The organism is Vibrio gelatinilyticus, from assembly GCF_022836845.1.
Taxonomy (GTDB): Bacteria; Pseudomonadota; Gammaproteobacteria; order Enterobacterales; family Vibrionaceae; genus Vibrio; species Vibrio gelatinilyticus.
This window is the reverse complement of record NZ_JAJNNZ010000002.1, coordinates 309,032-325,692: the sequence shown is the minus strand read 5'-3', so window position 1 is coordinate 325,692 and position 16,661 is coordinate 309,032. Positions and strand designations below refer to the sequence as shown.

General features: G+C 47.0%; 11 protein-coding genes. 2 read left to right on the top strand and 9 right to left on the bottom strand.

The features are described from left to right. Positions 1 to 3,225: a carbamoyl-phosphate synthase large subunit gene (gene carB, locus LNL84_RS03580; RefSeq protein WP_244355293.1), complete on the top strand. Its 3,225-nt coding sequence runs from the start codon at positions 1 to 3 to the stop codon at positions 3,223 to 3,225. Positions 3,226 to 3,419: 194 nt separating this feature from the next. Further along, positions 3,420 to 4,208, top strand: coding sequence for a TSUP family transporter (locus LNL84_RS03575; protein WP_244355292.1), 789 nt, complete (start codon positions 3,420 to 3,422; stop codon positions 4,206 to 4,208). Here the strand turns inward: LNL84_RS03575 and LNL84_RS03570 are convergent. The 9 genes from LNL84_RS03570 to gltB form a co-directional block, all read right to left on the bottom strand. Further along, positions 4,141 to 4,995 carry a LysR family transcriptional regulator gene (locus tag LNL84_RS03570; protein WP_279610926.1) on the bottom strand — a complete coding sequence of 285 codons (855 nt, stop codon included), beginning with the start codon at positions 4,993 to 4,995 and terminating at the stop codon, positions 4,141 to 4,143. The two genes, LNL84_RS03575 and LNL84_RS03570, sit on opposite strands and share 68 nt — an antisense overlap. Positions 4,996 to 5,065: 70 nt before the next feature. Continuing rightward, positions 5,066 to 6,532, bottom strand: a complete 1,467-nt coding sequence (gene modF, locus LNL84_RS03565) for a molybdate ABC transporter ATP-binding protein ModF (RefSeq protein ID WP_244355290.1) — start codon at positions 6,530 to 6,532, stop codon at positions 5,066 to 5,068. 154 nt (positions 6,533 to 6,686) lie between these two features. Then, positions 6,687 to 7,304: a TRIC cation channel family protein gene (locus LNL84_RS03560; RefSeq protein ID WP_244355289.1), complete on the bottom strand. Its 618-nt coding sequence runs from the start codon at positions 7,302 to 7,304 to the stop codon at positions 6,687 to 6,689. Between the two features lie 100 nt (positions 7,305 to 7,404). After that, positions 7,405 to 8,232: a vitamin B12 ABC transporter substrate-binding protein BtuF gene (gene btuF, locus LNL84_RS03555; protein WP_425244279.1), complete on the bottom strand. Its 828-nt coding sequence runs from the start codon at positions 8,230 to 8,232 to the stop codon at positions 7,405 to 7,407. Between the two features lies 1 nt (position 8,233). Beyond that, a complete protein-coding gene (locus LNL84_RS03550) occupies positions 8,234 to 9,187 on the bottom strand; it encodes a cobalamin biosynthesis family protein (protein WP_244355288.1) in 954 nt (317 codons plus the stop codon). 28 nt (positions 9,188 to 9,215) lie between these two features. Further along, entirely contained in the window at positions 9,216 to 9,911 is a 696-nt protein-coding gene (gene mtnN / locus LNL84_RS03545) for a 5'-methylthioadenosine/S-adenosylhomocysteine nucleosidase (protein WP_244355287.1), read from the bottom strand. A 70-nt stretch (positions 9,912 to 9,981) separates the two neighbouring features. Next, the gene (locus LNL84_RS03540; protein ID WP_244355286.1) at positions 9,982 to 10,425 is read right to left on the bottom strand and encodes a DUF1499 domain-containing protein; all 444 of its coding nucleotides are present in this window, start codon (positions 10,423 to 10,425) and stop codon (positions 9,982 to 9,984) included. Between the two features lie 60 nt (positions 10,426 to 10,485). Then, positions 10,486 to 11,898, bottom strand: coding sequence for an FAD-dependent oxidoreductase (locus LNL84_RS03535; RefSeq protein ID WP_244355285.1), 1,413 nt, complete (start codon positions 11,896 to 11,898; stop codon positions 10,486 to 10,488). 18 nt (positions 11,899 to 11,916) lie between these two features. Beyond that, positions 11,917 to 16,380 carry a glutamate synthase large subunit gene (gene gltB / locus LNL84_RS03530; RefSeq protein ID WP_244355284.1) on the bottom strand — a complete coding sequence of 1,488 codons (4,464 nt, stop codon included), beginning with the start codon at positions 16,378 to 16,380 and terminating at the stop codon, positions 11,917 to 11,919. Between the last annotated feature and the right edge of the window lie 281 nt (positions 16,381 to 16,661).

The following is a 16,661-nucleotide window of genomic DNA, read 5'->3' as shown; positions in this document are numbered from 1 at the left end:
ATGCCAAAACGTACTGACATTAAAAGTATTCTGATTCTAGGTGCCGGCCCGATCGTCATTGGCCAGGCATGTGAGTTTGACTACTCTGGTGCTCAAGCTTGTAAAGCACTTCGTGAAGAAGGCTATCGAGTTATTCTGGTAAACTCGAACCCAGCAACTATCATGACTGACCCAGATATGGCCGATGCCACGTACATCGAGCCAATCCAGTGGGAAGTCGTACGTAATATCATCGCCAAAGAAAAGCCGGATGCGGTACTGCCAACGATGGGTGGTCAGACTGCACTAAACTGTGCTCTTGATTTGGAAAAGCACGGCGTTCTTGAAGAGTTCGGCGTAGAAATGATTGGTGCAACGGCCGACGCGATTGATAAAGCAGAAGACCGTTCTCGCTTTGATAAAGCAATGAAGTCGATTGGCCTTGAGTGTCCTACCGCGGATACGGCGAAAACGATGGAAGAAGCTTACAAAGTTTTAGACATGGTTGGCTTTCCTTGTATCATTCGTCCATCGTTCACGATGGGTGGTACCGGTGGTGGTATCGCGTATAATAAAGAAGAATTTGAAGAAATCTGTCGTCGCGGTTTAGATCTGTCTCCAACTAACGAACTTCTTATCGATGAATCACTTATCGGTTGGAAAGAATACGAGATGGAAGTGGTTCGTGACAAAAACGACAACTGCATCATCGTATGTGCGATTGAAAACTTTGACCCAATGGGTATTCACACGGGTGACTCAATCACCGTGGCTCCAGCTCAAACGCTGACGGACAAAGAATACCAACTCATGCGTAACGCATCTCTAGCCGTATTGCGTGAGATCGGTGTTGAAACAGGTGGTTCAAACGTTCAGTTTGGTATCAACCCGAAAGATGGCCGTATGGTCATCATCGAGATGAACCCACGTGTATCTCGCTCTTCAGCGCTTGCTTCTAAAGCTACAGGTTTCCCAATCGCTAAGATTGCTGCGAAACTGGCAGTTGGCTTCACACTAGATGAGCTGATGAACGACATTACTGGTGGCGCAACTCCAGCATCGTTCGAACCAACAATCGACTACGTAGTGACTAAGATCCCTCGTTTTAACTTCGAGAAGTTCGCCGGTGCTAACGACCGTCTAACGACGCAAATGAAGTCTGTTGGTGAAGTGATGGCTATCGGTCGTAACCAACAAGAATCTCTACAAAAAGCACTTCGCGGCCTAGAAGTTGGCGCGACTGGTTTTGACGAAATGGTAGACCTAGATGCACCAGATGCTCTAACCACTATCCGTCACGAACTTAAAGAAGCGGGCGCAGAGCGCATTTGGTACATCGCTGACGCATTCCGCGCAGGTATGTCGGTAGATGGTGTGTTCAACCTAACGCAAATCGACCGTTGGTTCCTAGTTCAAATCGAAGATATCGTTAAGCTAGAGCAAGAAGTTAAAGCAGCTGGTTTTGCAGGTCTCAACAAAGACGTACTCAACAAGCTAAAACGTAAAGGCTTTGCTGATGCTCGTTTGTCTAAGATCCTCGGTGTAGCGGAAAGCGAAATCCGTCGTCTACGTGACCAATACGATATCCACCCGGTATACAAGCGTGTGGATACGTGTGCTGCAGAGTTCTCATCAGATACGGCTTACATGTACTCATCTTACGATGATGAGTGTGAAGCGAACCCAACAGACAAAGAAAAAATCATGATTCTAGGCGGCGGTCCAAACCGTATCGGCCAAGGTATTGAATTTGACTACTGTTGTGTACACGCATCACTAGCACTACGTGAAGATGGCTACGAAACTATCATGGTTAACTGTAACCCTGAGACTGTTTCTACAGACTACGATACGTCTGACCGTCTGTACTTCGAACCAGTAACTCTGGAAGACGTGCTAGCAATCGCTCGCGTTGAGAAGCCAAAAGGCGTTATCGTTCAGTACGGTGGTCAAACGCCACTGAAACTGGCACGTGCTCTTGAGGCGGCAGGTGTACCAATCATAGGTACTAGCCCTGACGCAATCGACCGTGCAGAAGACCGTGAGCGCTTCCAAGTTGCGGTAGACCGTCTAGGCCTACTTCAGCCAGAAAATGCAACTGTAACAACCATGGAGCAAGCGGTTGAGAAATCTCGCGAAATCGGCTTCCCATTGGTTGTACGTCCTTCTTACGTACTTGGTGGTCGTGCGATGGAAATCGTTTATGACGAGCAAGATCTACGTCGCTACTTCAACGAAGCAGTGAGCGTATCAAACGAATCTCCAGTACTACTTGATAGCTTCCTAGATGACGCGATTGAAGTAGACGTTGATGCGATTTGTGATGGTGAGCGTGTGGTTATCGGCGGTATCATGGAGCACATTGAGCAAGCGGGCGTTCACTCAGGTGACTCAGCATGTTCGCTTCCTGCCTACACGCTAAGCCAAGAAATCCAAGATGTAATGCGCGAGCAAGTTGAAAAGCTAGCATTCGAGTTGGGTGTTCGTGGTCTTATGAACACGCAGTTTGCAGTTAAGAACAATCAGGTTTACTTGATTGAAGTTAATCCACGTGCAGCTCGTACAGTACCATTTGTATCAAAAGCAACAGGCGCGCCTATTGCTAAGATTGCTGCTCGAGTCATGGCTGGTCAATCTCTTGAAGCTCAAGGTTTCACAAAAGAGATCATTCCGCCTTACTACTCTGTGAAAGAAGTGGTGCTGCCATTCAACAAGTTCCCTGGTGTTGACCCATTGTTAGGTCCAGAAATGCGTTCTACGGGTGAAGTAATGGGTGTTGGTGCGACGTTTGCTGAAGCTTATGCAAAAGCAGAACTTGGTTGTGGCAATGTCTACCCTGAAGGTGGCCGTGCATTACTGTCTGTTCGTGAAGGCGATAAAGAGCGAGTCGTTGACCTAGCGTCTAAGCTAACGAAACTGGGTTACCAGTTGGATGCAACTCACGGTACAGCAGTTATTCTAGGTGAAGCGGGCATTAACCCTCGTCTTGTTAACAAGGTACACGAAGGTCGCCCACACATTCTAGACCGCATCAAGAACAACGAGTATACCTATATCGTTAACACGGCTGCTGGTCGTCAAGCGATAGAAGACTCGAAAGTTCTACGTCGTGGCGCTTTGGCTGAGAAAGTGAACTACACCACAACGCTAAACGCAGCGTTCGCTACGTGTATGTCTCACACTGCCGATGCGAAATCGACAGTAACGTCAGTACAAGAACTTCATGCGCAAGTTAAAAACGCGTAATAGATAAAAACTAAGAAGCAGGTATCGCGCCCGCCTTTTAGACAACCTCATTGCCCGCTCAATTGAGCGGGCTTTTTTACATCTCATTTAGCAGTATTGATTCCAAATTGGAATAGGTTTCTGTCTTTGGTTTCGCTAGTGTTCGTTCTGTTACCAAGTAAAATCGCACCATTATTTATATTTGAGAAGGCTCTATGGAAGTCACGATAGACATTCTGGCAATGTTGTTTTTTGTCGCAGGATTAGCTGGATTTATTGACGCGATGGCTGGCGGTGGTGGTTTGTTGACGCTGCCAGCTTTGCTTTCGGTAGGGGTACCTCCAACCCAAGCCTTGGCGACTAATAAGTTACAAAGCTCGTTCGGTAGTTTTTCGGCGACTTGGTACTTTGTGCGTAATGGGATCGTTAATCTGAAAGAGATGCGCCTTGCCATTATTTGTACTTTTGTGGGATCCGCTGTTGGTGCTGAGCTCGTTCAGCACATCGACGCAGGCGTTCTTACCAGTCTTATACCGATGTTACTGCTTGGCATATCGTTATATTTTTTACTGGCACCACAAGCCGGCGAGGGTGGTGGTAAGCCTAAGTTTTCTGAGACCATGTTTGCTTTTTCAGTGGGTACGGGCGTGGGCTTTTATGATGGTTTTTTTGGGCCGGGCACAGGCTCAATCTTCACCATTTGTTTTGTTGCCATTGCTCAGCTTTCGATTGTGCATGCTACTGCAAAAACTAAAGTACTTAACTTCACCTCTAACTTGGCTGCGCTGATCTTTTTCATTATTGCAGGCTTACCGGTTTGGAAGATCGGTTTGGTGATGGCGGTGGGCGGATTTTTGGGTGCCAGAATGGGAGCGAAGGTCGTTGTATCCAAGGGGAAAAAATTCATCCGCCCACTTGTTGTCATCATGTCAATGGTCATGGCATTGAAGCTACTTTGGGAACAGCATCCTCAATGGTTTCAATCACTGTTCTCACTCGTTTAAGCTTCAATGCTGAAGGACGATAAACAAGGTGCACAGGACGGGTTAACCGAGATAAAAAGTCAAAATCAAAGCAAAGCCCTTCATCAATATGAAGGGTTTTTACTATTGAAAGTGGCACTAAGGCTGCACAGACCCCTTTAATGGCGAGTTGAGCTGCGGCGGTGTAAGAGTCCATCTGCATATTAGGAACAATACCTGCTTGTTGTAACAGCCCTGCCTGATAGGTATTGGCTGGATTATTTAAATCGTTGGTAATTAATGTCGTTGGCGGTTGGGTTAGCACTTGCTGGCTAACCACACGAAAGGGTTCGTTGAAAAGATGAGTCGTGTGTAATCCAATACGACTATTGAGATGTCCTGCACACAACCCTATTGCGGCGTCGCCCGCTTTGACATGCTCTATGATACGTGGGGTGTGATTGGTCGTGATGGTCAAGAACGGCTCGCGCGCCATTAAGCTTGGTAGGACTTCGCTAAGATAGCCCGCCACTAATGTCTCTGAGCAATCAATACGAATGACTGATTGTTCATCAAGAGTTCGCTCTTCAGCAATCAGCCCACGAAGCTCATGTAAACTTGGGCCAATCCTGTCAATCAATGAAAGCGCGTCAGGTGTCAGCTTGATTTGCCTGCCTTGTGGCTCAATCAAGGTTTTTCCAAGTTTCTTCTCTAGATTTGCAATACGCTTGCTAACCGCCGACTGGCTGATATACAACTTACTGCCAGTGCGGCTCATGGTTTTTTCCCGCGCGAGCACTAACAGAGTTTCAATGCCTTCGAGTAACATAGGCTTTAATGAATTATTGGAATGGGTAGTGCAATACTACCACACCTTGAATAATCACCTTGTGCTAGTTCTAAGGAAGCTCATCGCGCTTGGATAATTCAACTCGATAATTTTCATCAGCATCATCTTTAACAAAATCGACAAAGTGCTGAATGCTATCGAGTGCATCTTCTACATAATGAGAGACATACAAAAGCTGGCTGAGATTTTCATTGGCTATCATGTTCAGAGCATTCGTTACTAACTTCCTACCCAAGAAATCAAGCCCTTGATATGGTTCGTCGAGTATCAACAATGTTGGCTGTTTAATAATGGCGCGGGCAATGAGTAATAGGCGTTGTTGACTATATTCGAGAGCCTTAAACGAGGTGTCTTTGAGGTGGGCCATGTGCAAAAGTGCTAACCACTCCATCGCAGTATCTATCTGCTTTTTGGATGGCTGATCGTATAATCCGATAGAGTCGAAGTAGCCAGACAAAAGAACATCGAGTGCACGACAACTTACCCGATATTGCAGGTGTAAAGAAGATGACACCATACCTGTGTGCTTTTTGATGTCCCAAACAGTTTCACCACTTCCACGTTGCATGCCATAAATTTGGATATCATTACTGTAACACTGGGGGTGATCACCAAAAATCAAGCCAAGTAACGTACTCTTACCGCAGCCATTGGGGCCACGTACTTGCCAATGTTCACCATGATTAATTTGCCAATCTACGCCAGAGAAAATTCGCTGTTCAACATATTCAACAGTGCCATTGGTTATTTTTAGCAAGGGATCAGCAAACTTTGCTGTGTGTTGATGCTTGCGAATCAAGGCGATCCACTGCTCACTTTGTTCTGAGGATAAGGCCCTGAGTTGGCTAATGACCGGATGCGACAGCCATTGGCGATGTGTCATTGTTTGGCTTAGCGTTCCGTGCTCAAAAAGAGCGACGTGATGCACCCAATCGGGGATCTCATCTTCTCTCGATGTCACGATAATGATTTGAGTGTGCTCTGCGAGAGTTCGGAGATAACAGGCCAATAATTCTCTATGCTGGGCATCCAAACCCACGAAAGGCTCGTCTAGCAACAAAGTGCGCGGCTTACTTGCCAGTGCACGGGCCAACATGACTCTCCGGGTTTCTCCCGTTGAAAGTTGTTTAAAGCCTCGCTGGGCCAAATGCGTCAAATCGAGCTTGTCCATCAGTTCGAGAGTGTGCGATGGTTGCTGAACTCGTTCATCAATAAGCTGCGTTACGGTACGCCCGAAGTCAATTCTATCGAGAAAATCGGTATCGTCGTTTGCATTTTCGAGCTCAAGCAAACGCTGTTGTTCTGCGAGCGAGACTTGCGCTATATCTTGATGCAAAGCAACAAGGCAGCCGGGCTCAGCTTGTTTTTCTCCGCATAACAAATCGCCGATTTGTGAACCGACATTACCTTGGGTTTCAAAAATGGCCCAATGTTCACTGTCGTTAATCTGCCACTGTTCGATGGTGAGTGGATGCGCGGTGTCGGGGATGTGCAGTTGATGAAATTCAATCTTCATAGTCTCGTCCTTGAGCTGATGTCACCGCTTCAAAAAACCGATGATGGATGGGGTTTCATGCAACCAACATACAAGAGCCTTATGTAAAAATGAAGAGGTTATTGAGCGCCTGAGTCAGCTTGTGCGGTATAAGCCGACTCAGGTCATTGTCTCATTAACGATCGAGAGCAAAAGTAGGCAGCGAGAGGTGCCAACGAATCGCAGCTAGACGCAGGATCAAGGTTGTCACAATGCAAGTGAGAAACGCGGTAGACGGGTGGCAACCGAACATGAGAGCCAGCGCATAACCTGAGCCACCGACAATACAGGCAGTGGCATAGACTTCACTTCGTAACACCATTGGAATTTCTCGGGCTAATACATCACGAATAATACCGCCGCCACAGCCAGTAATAACCCCCATTATGATGGCCACCATATAGGAGTCTTGGTAAGAAAGCGCCTTTTCGACACCGATCCCGACAAATACGGCCAATCCAACCGCATCGCAAACGGGCAATACCCACCACGCCAAGCGGCGAGGGTGGCGGATCAGCAACATAGCGGTAAGACAGGTGATAAAAATAACCCACAAATAAGTGGTATCGGTAATCCAAAATACAGGGGTTGCACCCAAAGACATATCTCGAATTGTACCGCCGCCGATGGCAGTCACACTGCCCAGCACAATGACGCCGAAAGGATCCATCTTCAATCGTCCAGCCAGTATCACTCCTGATACTGCGAAAATTGCCGTCCCAAAAAGATCGACTAAATAGAGCATGGAATCCACGGTCTTTATTCTCAAATTAACGAATGGTTTGTGGGGCTGATTTTACGAAAATATCGCTCTTTGCGTGATGAATATTGAAATTTTGTGACTGGTATCACAATTAAAAGCTGTTTCTTACGTGTTGCAAATGTTCGCAAACTTCTTCAATGGCCCGCAAGGTTCGTGGCGTCGGGCGGTTAAGCCAATCAGACGTCAACGACCACAAATGCCCTTGCCCAACGGCAGGTAATTGTTGACGCCATTTGTCCCACATATTGCCATTGGCAATGGCATGCTCAGAGGTGAAAATGGCTTGGGGTTGTCGAACGATAACTTGTTCAATGCTGACTTGAGGGTAGGGTACTGGGCTTTTTTCAAATACGTTTTCTCCACCACAAAATTCGAAAACGACGCTAGGCCAGTTGTTTTGAGCGACGGTAATGATGGGTTTCTCACTGAGTTGATAGAAATAACTCACAGCAACATCGGTGGTGTAACGCTGCTTGGCGTTGGTTAGTTGTTGACGAAAGTCTTCTGCGGCCTGTTGTCCAATGCTGGGATCGTCGGCATATTCACTTAATGCTTCTATGTTGTCTGCAATGTCAGTCAGGGACTTGGTTGTCGAATAATGCAAATTAAAGCCAAACTGCTCAAGCTTCTCAACTTCCCGCATTGGGTTTCCAGCGGGCCAAACAAGGATCAAGTCAGGTTTGAGCGAAATAATTCTCTCCAACTTAACCCCTTGGTAGTTGGCGACTCTCTCGATACTTTTGGCCTGTTCCGGGTAGTCACTAAACTCGCTTACCGCGATGAGTTTGCCTCCTAAACCAGCGGCAAAGGCCAATTCAGTAGCATGTGGAGCAAGACTGATGATGCGCTGTGGTGTAGCCGATACTAGGGTTGGACTTAAGCTCAAAACGAGGGCGAGAGCAGTCAAATAACGTGTCAAATCAGCCCCCTTGATAAACTATAAACATGATAGCGCTTTGTAGGATTAACCAGGCGTAGATACGCCAAGCCAGCAGTTTTTGTATGCACATAAGGTGATAAGCCGAGGGTACCACGCTACCGCCAATTCGAGCGCGCTCATGCTTGGTTCCATCATAAATAGCGGGCCCACCTAGTGCTATTTCCGATTTGCAACCAACGGAAATCAGTACCCAACTAGGACCAGGTAATGGCCAAACGCGAGCTTGTTGATTAATGCTAGAGATCACTGCGGCAGTATTATTGCCAATGCTAATACATATCGCATAAAGCCTCATCGGTACTAGATCTAACATCGCGAGCAATCTAACCGTGGAGAGACCAAATGGATGGAACCTTTGCTGAGCAGGGCTCCATGCTCTTGTCAGTTCGGCAATAAGCCGATAACAAAAGGCGCCAATTCCGCCACAAATGCCATACCAAAATAGCACGCAGATGACATTTCGGGTGTAGCCCATGATGATAGTTTCTGCGCCAGCTTTTCCTAGTCCAATTAGAGATAAGGTGTCAGTGTCGCGATTAAGACGTTCGCCAAGCACTTGTCGAGCGAGCTTTTTATCATTCGAAGAAAGAGCATCCACTAATTGACGGGTAAGTCGTTCGTTACTGCGCCAGTCGAGTGAAAGTAACAACAAGCCAAGGTCGTATAACTGTGGTTGCCATACGAGTGGCCGAAACGCCACTAAGAGAATGATGACCGGAGTCATCAGAACGACTAAAGCGAGAGAACCAGAAAGTTTACTTTGATGGTAATCGCCACTGGTATTGACCTTCTGCGCTAACCGTTTTGCAATGTACTGCCATGCAGTGAGTGGATGGGCATTGTTTGGGATTGGTAATATTAAGTGGAAAAGAAGCGCTCCCCACATGACGAGGAGAGCACCGTTAGCATACGCATGCTCTAGCAGCGAATTCATAGATATCATCCTTGATTATGAAGGCTGATTATTTGAGCAGTTCGATCATTTTGGTAACCATTTCCGATGAGCTTTGCGCCGCAAGAGGTAGGAACTCTTCGAAACTCATAGGTGACTCTTTATCAGCAACGTCTGAGATAGCGCGCACGACAACAAAAGGGGTGTTGAATTGGTGACAAGTCTGAGCAATGGCAGAGGCTTCCATTTCAACGGCGATGACGCCTGGGAAATTGTCGCGAATAAACGCTTGACGCTCAGGGCGGCAAACAAACTCATCGCCCGTGCAAATTAGCCCACGAACCGCATGCTTGTCTTCCATTTGTGCGAGCGCTTGCTCTGCAACATCCATGAGCTTTTTATCTGCACTGAAAGCTGCTGGTTGACCCGCCATTTGACCAATTTCGTAGCCAAATGCGGTCACGTCTGCATCGTGATGACGAACTTCGGTTGAAATCACCACGTCGCCTAAGTTTAGAGTGGACTCAAAACCACCTGCAGAACCGGTATTTATGACCACATCAGGTTGATAGTCACTTAGAAGAATCGTTGTTCCTACCGCCGCTGCCACTTTGCCGATGCCCGATTGAAGCAATACCACTTCCGCATCACTTAGTTGGCCTGTAAAGAAGGTACAGCCACCTTTCTTAGTTTCAACAAGATTGGTAAGTGCCGATTTTAGTATGGAAACTTCTTGTTCCATTGCGCCGATAACACCGATTTTCATGATAACTCTCTTTGATCAACTGTTTGTTGTGCGCAGTATACCATTAGCCATCGGTGAGATAAGCAGAAAATTATGACTGGACGACAAGCCCTGCTTCAATGAGTTTGCTGCGTAGTGCTTCCGCTCGCTTACGGTTGACGCCAAAATCAGAATAGCCAATACGAGATTCAGATCTTAGTAGTAACCAACCATCTTTTATTTTGAGTTCCATGTCATCGACAAAACGCATGATTTTGCTGGTGTATTCAATACGCAGGTAATTGCTTTCTTTTACGCCGGTCTTGGCGCGAGGCATCGATAGTGCCACACGCTCGATATCGTCAATTGAGACATTCTCAGCAAGCTGAAACGGAGCAATAGAGAATGTCTCTCTATGGTCTTGGGTCGACACGCATCGAGGGCTATCTCCGCAAGGTTTTTCGGTTCTATCTGTCATGGTTGTTGTTCCTGAGCCACAAGCTGCAAGCAAAATGAGTACTGAAAAAGAGAGTGCTGATTTTGATAATTTATTCATAGTCGATATCTCAAAAAGCCCAGGTTGACTGGGCCTAAAAGAATTTAAACGCGCCAACGATTACACATCTAAGTAGTCTAGTATGCCTTCGGCGGCTTTGCGTCCCTCATCAATAGCGGTTACCACCAGATCTGAGCCTCGTACGGCATCGCCTCCGGCAAAGATCTTTGGATTACTGGTTTGGTACATAAAGCTTTGCTCTTTTGGTGCTTGAATGCGGCCCCATTGATCTAGGTTTACCCCAAAAGGTTCTAACCAGCTCATTTGGTGCGGTTGGAAACCAAAGGCCATGATTACCGCGTCAGCGTCTAATACATGCTCACTTCCCTTTACAGGTTCAGGCCGACGGCGACCAGCGTCATCGGGCTCACCTAGCGCGGTTTTAACCACTTTTACACCGCAAGCGTTACCTTGGTCATCGACTTCGATGCCAAGAGGCTGCAGGTTGAACATGAAATTAACGCCTTCTTCTTTGGCATTTTTCACCTCGCGTCGTGAGCCTGGCATGTTCTCTTCGTCACGACGATAAGCACAAATGACATTACTGGCGCCTTGTCGGATGGAGGTTCGCACACAATCCATGGCAGTATCGCCACCACCGAGCACCACCACCTTTTTGCCTTTCATATCGACAAAGGAATTGGGATCTTCAAGGCCCATGACCTTGTAGGTGTTCGATATCAGGAAAGGAAGGGCATCAAATACCCCTTTTGCTTCTTCGTTGACAAGGCCTGCCCGCATATTTTTATAGGTACCAACCCCAAGAAATACAGCATCGTATCCGTCAACCAATTCGGCCATTGAGACATCTTTGCCGATTTCTGTATTGAGTTTGAACTCTACACCCATCTCAGAAAAAATGCGGCGTCGATTGAGCATGACGTCTTTTTCGAGTTTGAATGATGGGATGCCAAAGGTGAGTAGCCCGCCTATTTCTGGGTAGCGATCGTACACGACAGGTTTAACCCCGTTGCGCACCAAAATATCGGCTGCAGCAAGACCCGCAGGTCCAGCTCCTATGATGGCTACTTTCTTGTCAGTCCACTCAACACCTGATAGGTCAGGCTTCCACCCCATTTCAAATGCTTTGTCGGTAATGTATTTTTCAATATTACCAATGGTTACGGCCCCGAAGTCGTCGTTAAGAGTACATGAACCTTCACAAAGCCGATCTTGCGGACAGACCCGGCCACACACTTCAGGCAGGCTATTGGTTTGATGTGACAGCTCAACGGCTTCGATGATTCGCCCTTCATTGGCGAGTTTTAACCATTGCGGAATATAATTATGTACAGGGCATTTCCATTCACAGTATGGGTTACCACAATCTAAACATCGATCGGCTTGGGCTTTTGCCTGTTGTTTGGTAAATGGTTCGTAGATTTCAACGAACTCGATTTTCCGAATTTTGACGGGTTTCTTCGCAGGATCAACGCGGTTAACATCAATAAATTGGTATACATTTTGGCTCATATTTCAGGTTCCTTCCAATTATTGGGCTTGCACGCGCAGTTCTGCAGCGCTGCGACTTTGATGGCCAAGAAGCGTATTGAGATCGGCCGCTTTTGGCTTAACGAGGTAGAACTTTGGAATCCACTCATCGAAGTTCGCCAAAATGTTTTCGGCATGCACAGATCCAGTCATTTCGAGATGTTTATCAATCATACCTCTTAAATGTTCTTGATGGATGTAGAGTTCTGACAAAGATAAGGCTTCAACCGATTCATTATTAACGCGCCCGGTAAAGTCATCGTTTTCATCCAGAACATAAGCAAACCCACCGGTCATGCCTGCGCCAAAGTTAACACCCGTTGCGCCAAGGATAGCCACAATTCCGCCAGTCATATACTCACACGCATTATCCCCCGCACCTTCGATGACAGCCAGAGTGCCTGAGTTACGTACTGCAAATCGTTCGCCAGCTTTACCAGCTGCAAATAACTTACCGCCAGTCGCTCCATATAGGCACGTGTTACCGATGATGGTTGCATCATTACATTGAAAGGCGGTGCCTAAGTGAGGCTTGATCACCAACTTGCCTCCCGCCATGCCTTTGCCGACATAATCGTTGGCATCTCCAGTGAGGTATAACTCGACACCGCCAGCATTCCAAACCCCAAAAGATTGGCCAGCAGTACCATTGAGGTGGATCTTTATAGGGTTGGCGACCATTCCTTGATTGCCGTAGCGACGAGCAATTTCTCCAGAAAGGCGAGCACCCACAGAGCGGTCAGTATTGAGAATATCGTAATAAAGGCTGGTAGAGCGTTGGTTTTCGACAGCCTCAAGCGAATCATTGATGATCTTTTGATTCAGCTCTGCATGATCAAAAGGCTGGTTGGGTTGAGTCCAGAAGGATGGATGATTCTCAGGCGACAGCGGTTTTTCAAGGATGTCGCTGAGATCGAGTTTATTCTGTTTTGCCGTGAAACCATCCAATGCTTGCAAAAGGTCGGTGCGCCCTATCAAATCAGTCAGCTTTTCAACGCCTAGGTTTGCAAGCAGCTCGCGAACTTCTTCGGCTAGGCCAATAAAGTAGTTCATGACCATTTCAGGTAGCCCTTTGAAGTACTCGCGTCTAAGTAATTCATCTTGTGTTGCCACGCCTGTCGCACAGTTATTCAGATGGCAAATCCGTAGAAATTTACATCCCATCGCGACCATAGGGGCCGTACCAAAGCCAAAGCTTTCGGCCCCCAGGATTGCCGCCTTCACCACATCGACCCCCGTCTTCAGTCCGCCATCCACTTGTAAGCGGATTTTATGGCGAAGTCCATTCGCCACCAAAGCTTGTTGCGTCTCGGCCAGTCCAAGCTCCCAAGGGCTACCTGCGTACTTAACAGAAGTGAGTGGGCTTGCCGCCGTTCCGCCATCATAGCCAGAGATGGTGATCAAGTCAGCGTAGGCTTTTGCCACCCCTGTCGCGATCGTACCAACACCCGGCTCAGATACTAATTTGACTGAAACCAGTGCTTTAGGGTTGACCTGCTTAAGATCAAAAATCAATTGAGCGAGATCTTCAATGGAATAGATATCGTGATGAGGTGGGGGAGAAATCAAGGTAACGCCCTGCACCGAGTAACGCAATTTGGCAATTTCAGCGGTCACTTTGTGACCGGGTAGCTGTCCGCCTTCTCCGGGTTTTGCACCTTGAGCTACCTTAATTTGCAAAACATCCGCGTTAGTTAAGTAGTGCGGTGTTACTCCAAATCGGCCAGACGCCACTTGTTTAATCCGCGAATTACGTTCGGTTCCAAAACGTCTTGGATCTTCACCGCCTTCTCCGGAATTCGAGTAGCCACCCAAGCGGTTCATTGCTATCGCTAGGGCTTCATGAGCCTCTGGGCTTAGGGCTCCGATGGACATTGCTGCGGAATCGAAGCGCTTATAAAGTTCAGTCGCGGCTTCAACTTTCTCTAAAGGTAAAGGCTGTTCGGCGGTTTTGAATGTCATGAGATCTCTTAGCATGGCAACAGGTCGTTGATTTACCTGCTTGGCAAAGCTTTGATAATCGTGACTGTCACCAGTTTTGACCGCTTGCTGCAATGTGCCAACCACATCAGGATTGTAGGCGTGATATTCACCACCGTGCACGTATTTGAGCAGTCCACCGTGCTCAATGTTTTTACGTTTACTCCATGCTTTACGAGACAGGTTATACAGATCTTGTTGGAAGTCTTGGAAACCGGCTCCTTGAATGCGGCTGGCAACGCCTTTGAAACACAGTTCGGTGACATCTTGATGTAGTCCGACGGCTTCAAACAGCTGAGAGCAACGATAGGAAGCCACGGTGGATATGCCCATTTTGGACATGATCTTATACAGGCCTTTATTAAGCCCTTGTCGGTAATTGAGCATGACCTGAGCATAGCTCTTATCAATAGCACCATCATCAACCAGTTTACCTAGTGTTTCATAAGCTAGGTAAGGATAAATGGCGGTCGCGCCAAATCCCAGCAGTACGGCAAACTGATGAGGATCACGAGCACTGGCGGTTTCCACAATGATGTTTGCGTCACAGCGAAGGTTGGTATTCACAAGGCGCGTTTGCACCGCGCCAACAGCCATCGCGGCGGGAATAGGTAGGCGGCCTTTGCGAATAGCTCTATCAGAGAGAACCAGTAAAACGGTGCCTTGTTTTACGACTTCTTCGGCTTGGTCGCATAAGTCGAGAATTGCTTGTTGTAGGTCTTTTTCGTCAGGATCAAAGCTGATATCGAGTAAGGTGTTTTGATAGTGTTTGTTACTGAGCTCTAGCAGTTGCTGCATGTCAGAGTACAGTAACACTGGAGAGTCGAAAGCGACTCGGTACGCGTGACCGTCGGTTTCACAAAATACATTCATTTCTTGGCCGACACTGGTCGCCAAAGACATGACGTGTTTTTCACGCAGTGGATCGATGGGTGGGTTAGTGACTTGGGCAAACTTTTGCCGGAAGTAATCGCTGATCAAACGCTCTTTAGAAGACAATACCGCCATGGGTGTATCATCACCCATCGAACCGGTCGCTTCTTGCCCCATATCACCAAGAACACGCAGAACTTGATCCACTTCTTCGTTCGACATGGCAAATTGCTTTTGATAGGTCTTTAATAAATCGTTATCAAAACTGCGTTCACCCACCTCTACATTGGATTGCTCTGTAAACGGAACTAGGTGATGAACGTTATTCTCCATCCATTCTTTGTAGGGGTGTCTATTTTTTAGATCATTGTCAATTTCATGCGACTGCCACAATTTACCCTGATGAGTATCGATGACAAGCAGTTCACCAGGCCCAACGCGACCTTTCTCAGCGACTTCATCGGGGGCATAATCCCAAATACCAACTTCAGAGGCGAGAGTGATTAGATTGTCTTTGGTAATCACATATCGAGCGGGGCGCAGGCCATTTCGGTCAAGATTACAGGCAGCATAACGGCCGTCAGATAACACGATACCAGCAGGGCCATCCCAAGGTTCCATGTGTTTCGAGTTGAAGTCATAGAACGCGCGCAGATCAGGGTCCATATCTGGGTGATTTTGCCAGGCTGGTGGTACAAGCATGCGCATCGCACGGAAAATATCCATTCCACCAGATAAAAACAGATCGAGCATATTATCTAAGCTTGAGGAATCTGAGCCCGTCTCGTTTACAAAGGGAGCTGCTGTCATCAGATCTGGAAGTAGCGGTGAGGCGAATTTATAGGCACGAGCTTTTGCCCACTGTCTGTTGCCTTCAATGGTATTTATCTCACCATTGTGCGCCAGATATCGAAACGGTTGCGCGAGTGGCCAGCGTGGTTGTGTGTTGGTAGAAAAGCGCTGGTGGAACAAACAAATAGCAGACTCCATACGCAGATCAGCCAGATCAAGATAAAATCTTGGCAAATCCGCTGGCATACAAAGCCCTTTATAAACAATAACTTGAGTGGATAGGCTGCAGATGTAAAAATCATTATCATCAGAGAGCTGTTTTTCTATGCGTCGCCTCGCGACATAGAGTCGACGTTCAATATCTTGTTCACGCCAACCCGCAGGAGCAGAAACAAAGACTTGCACGATATTTGGCAGTGATTGAGTTGCAATTGGACCCAGTACGTCTGGATTCGTGGGGACATCCCGCCACCCTGCGATCGTGAGGGTCTCTTGAGTTAGCTCTTTGGTAATGACGGATTTTTCTGTTTGAGCTTTTACCGGATCGGTGGATAAGAACAGCATCCCGACTGCGTATTGTTTGCTGAGATTCCATTGGTTTTCTTCGGCAATAAGCCGAAAGTATGAGTTGGGTTTTTGTAGCAACAGGCCACAACCGTCACCGGTTTTGCCATCCGCTGCAATGCCGCCACGGTGAGTCATGCGGTCTAATGCAGAGATTGCGGTACGCACCAATTTATGACTTGATTGGCCTTGCATGTGAGCAATTAGGCCGAATCCACAGTTGTCTTTTTCAAGACTAGGATCATAAAGAGCCATGGTCTATCTCCCTTTGAGCTTGCTGTCATCCTGACAGTAACATATTGCTTTTTAATGACTTGTTGTTTTATTTTGGGTCATAAAGCGAAGTGTGAAAACATTAACATTATTGATTTGTTTGATTTTCAAGAACTTTACAACGTATAGGTTATGAGGAAAAAGATCAAGTGTTCAAAAATCAGTCAGGAACCTTGAGCATTTACAAAGCATTTATCTACACACGATGAAAACCACACTGTTGTTTTCGGAACTATGCAGCGCTGTTCAAATTAAAATGGGCT

What these genes read in the sequence shown, in the direction of transcription:
- modF (WP_244355290.1), bottom strand. Translation starts at nt 6,532, where the DNA reads ATGAAGATTGAATTTCATCAACTGCACATCCCCGACACCGCGCATCCA.
- LNL84_RS03535 (WP_244355285.1), bottom strand. Translation starts at nt 11,898, where the DNA reads ATGAGCCAAAATGTATACCAATTTATTGATGTTAACCGCGTTGATCCT.
- mtnN (WP_244355287.1), bottom strand. Translation starts at nt 9,911, where the DNA reads ATGAAAATCGGTGTTATCGGCGCAATGGAACAAGAAGTTTCCATACTA.
- LNL84_RS03550 (WP_244355288.1), bottom strand. Translation starts at nt 9,187, where the DNA reads ATGAATTCGCTGCTAGAGCATGCGTATGCTAACGGTGCTCTCCTCGTC.
- LNL84_RS03575 (WP_244355292.1), top strand. Translation starts at nt 3,420, where the DNA reads ATGGAAGTCACGATAGACATTCTGGCAATGTTGTTTTTTGTCGCAGGA.
- carB (WP_244355293.1), top strand. Translation starts at nt 1, where the DNA reads ATGCCAAAACGTACTGACATTAAAAGTATTCTGATTCTAGGTGCCGGC.
- LNL84_RS03540 (WP_244355286.1), bottom strand. Translation starts at nt 10,425, where the DNA reads ATGAATAAATTATCAAAATCAGCACTCTCTTTTTCAGTACTCATTTTG.
- LNL84_RS03570 (WP_279610926.1), bottom strand. Translation starts at nt 4,995, where the DNA reads ATGTTACTCGAAGGCATTGAAACTCTGTTAGTGCTCGCGCGGGAAAAA.
- gltB (WP_244355284.1), bottom strand. Translation starts at nt 16,380, where the DNA reads ATGGCTCTTTATGATCCTAGTCTTGAAAAAGACAACTGTGGATTCGGC.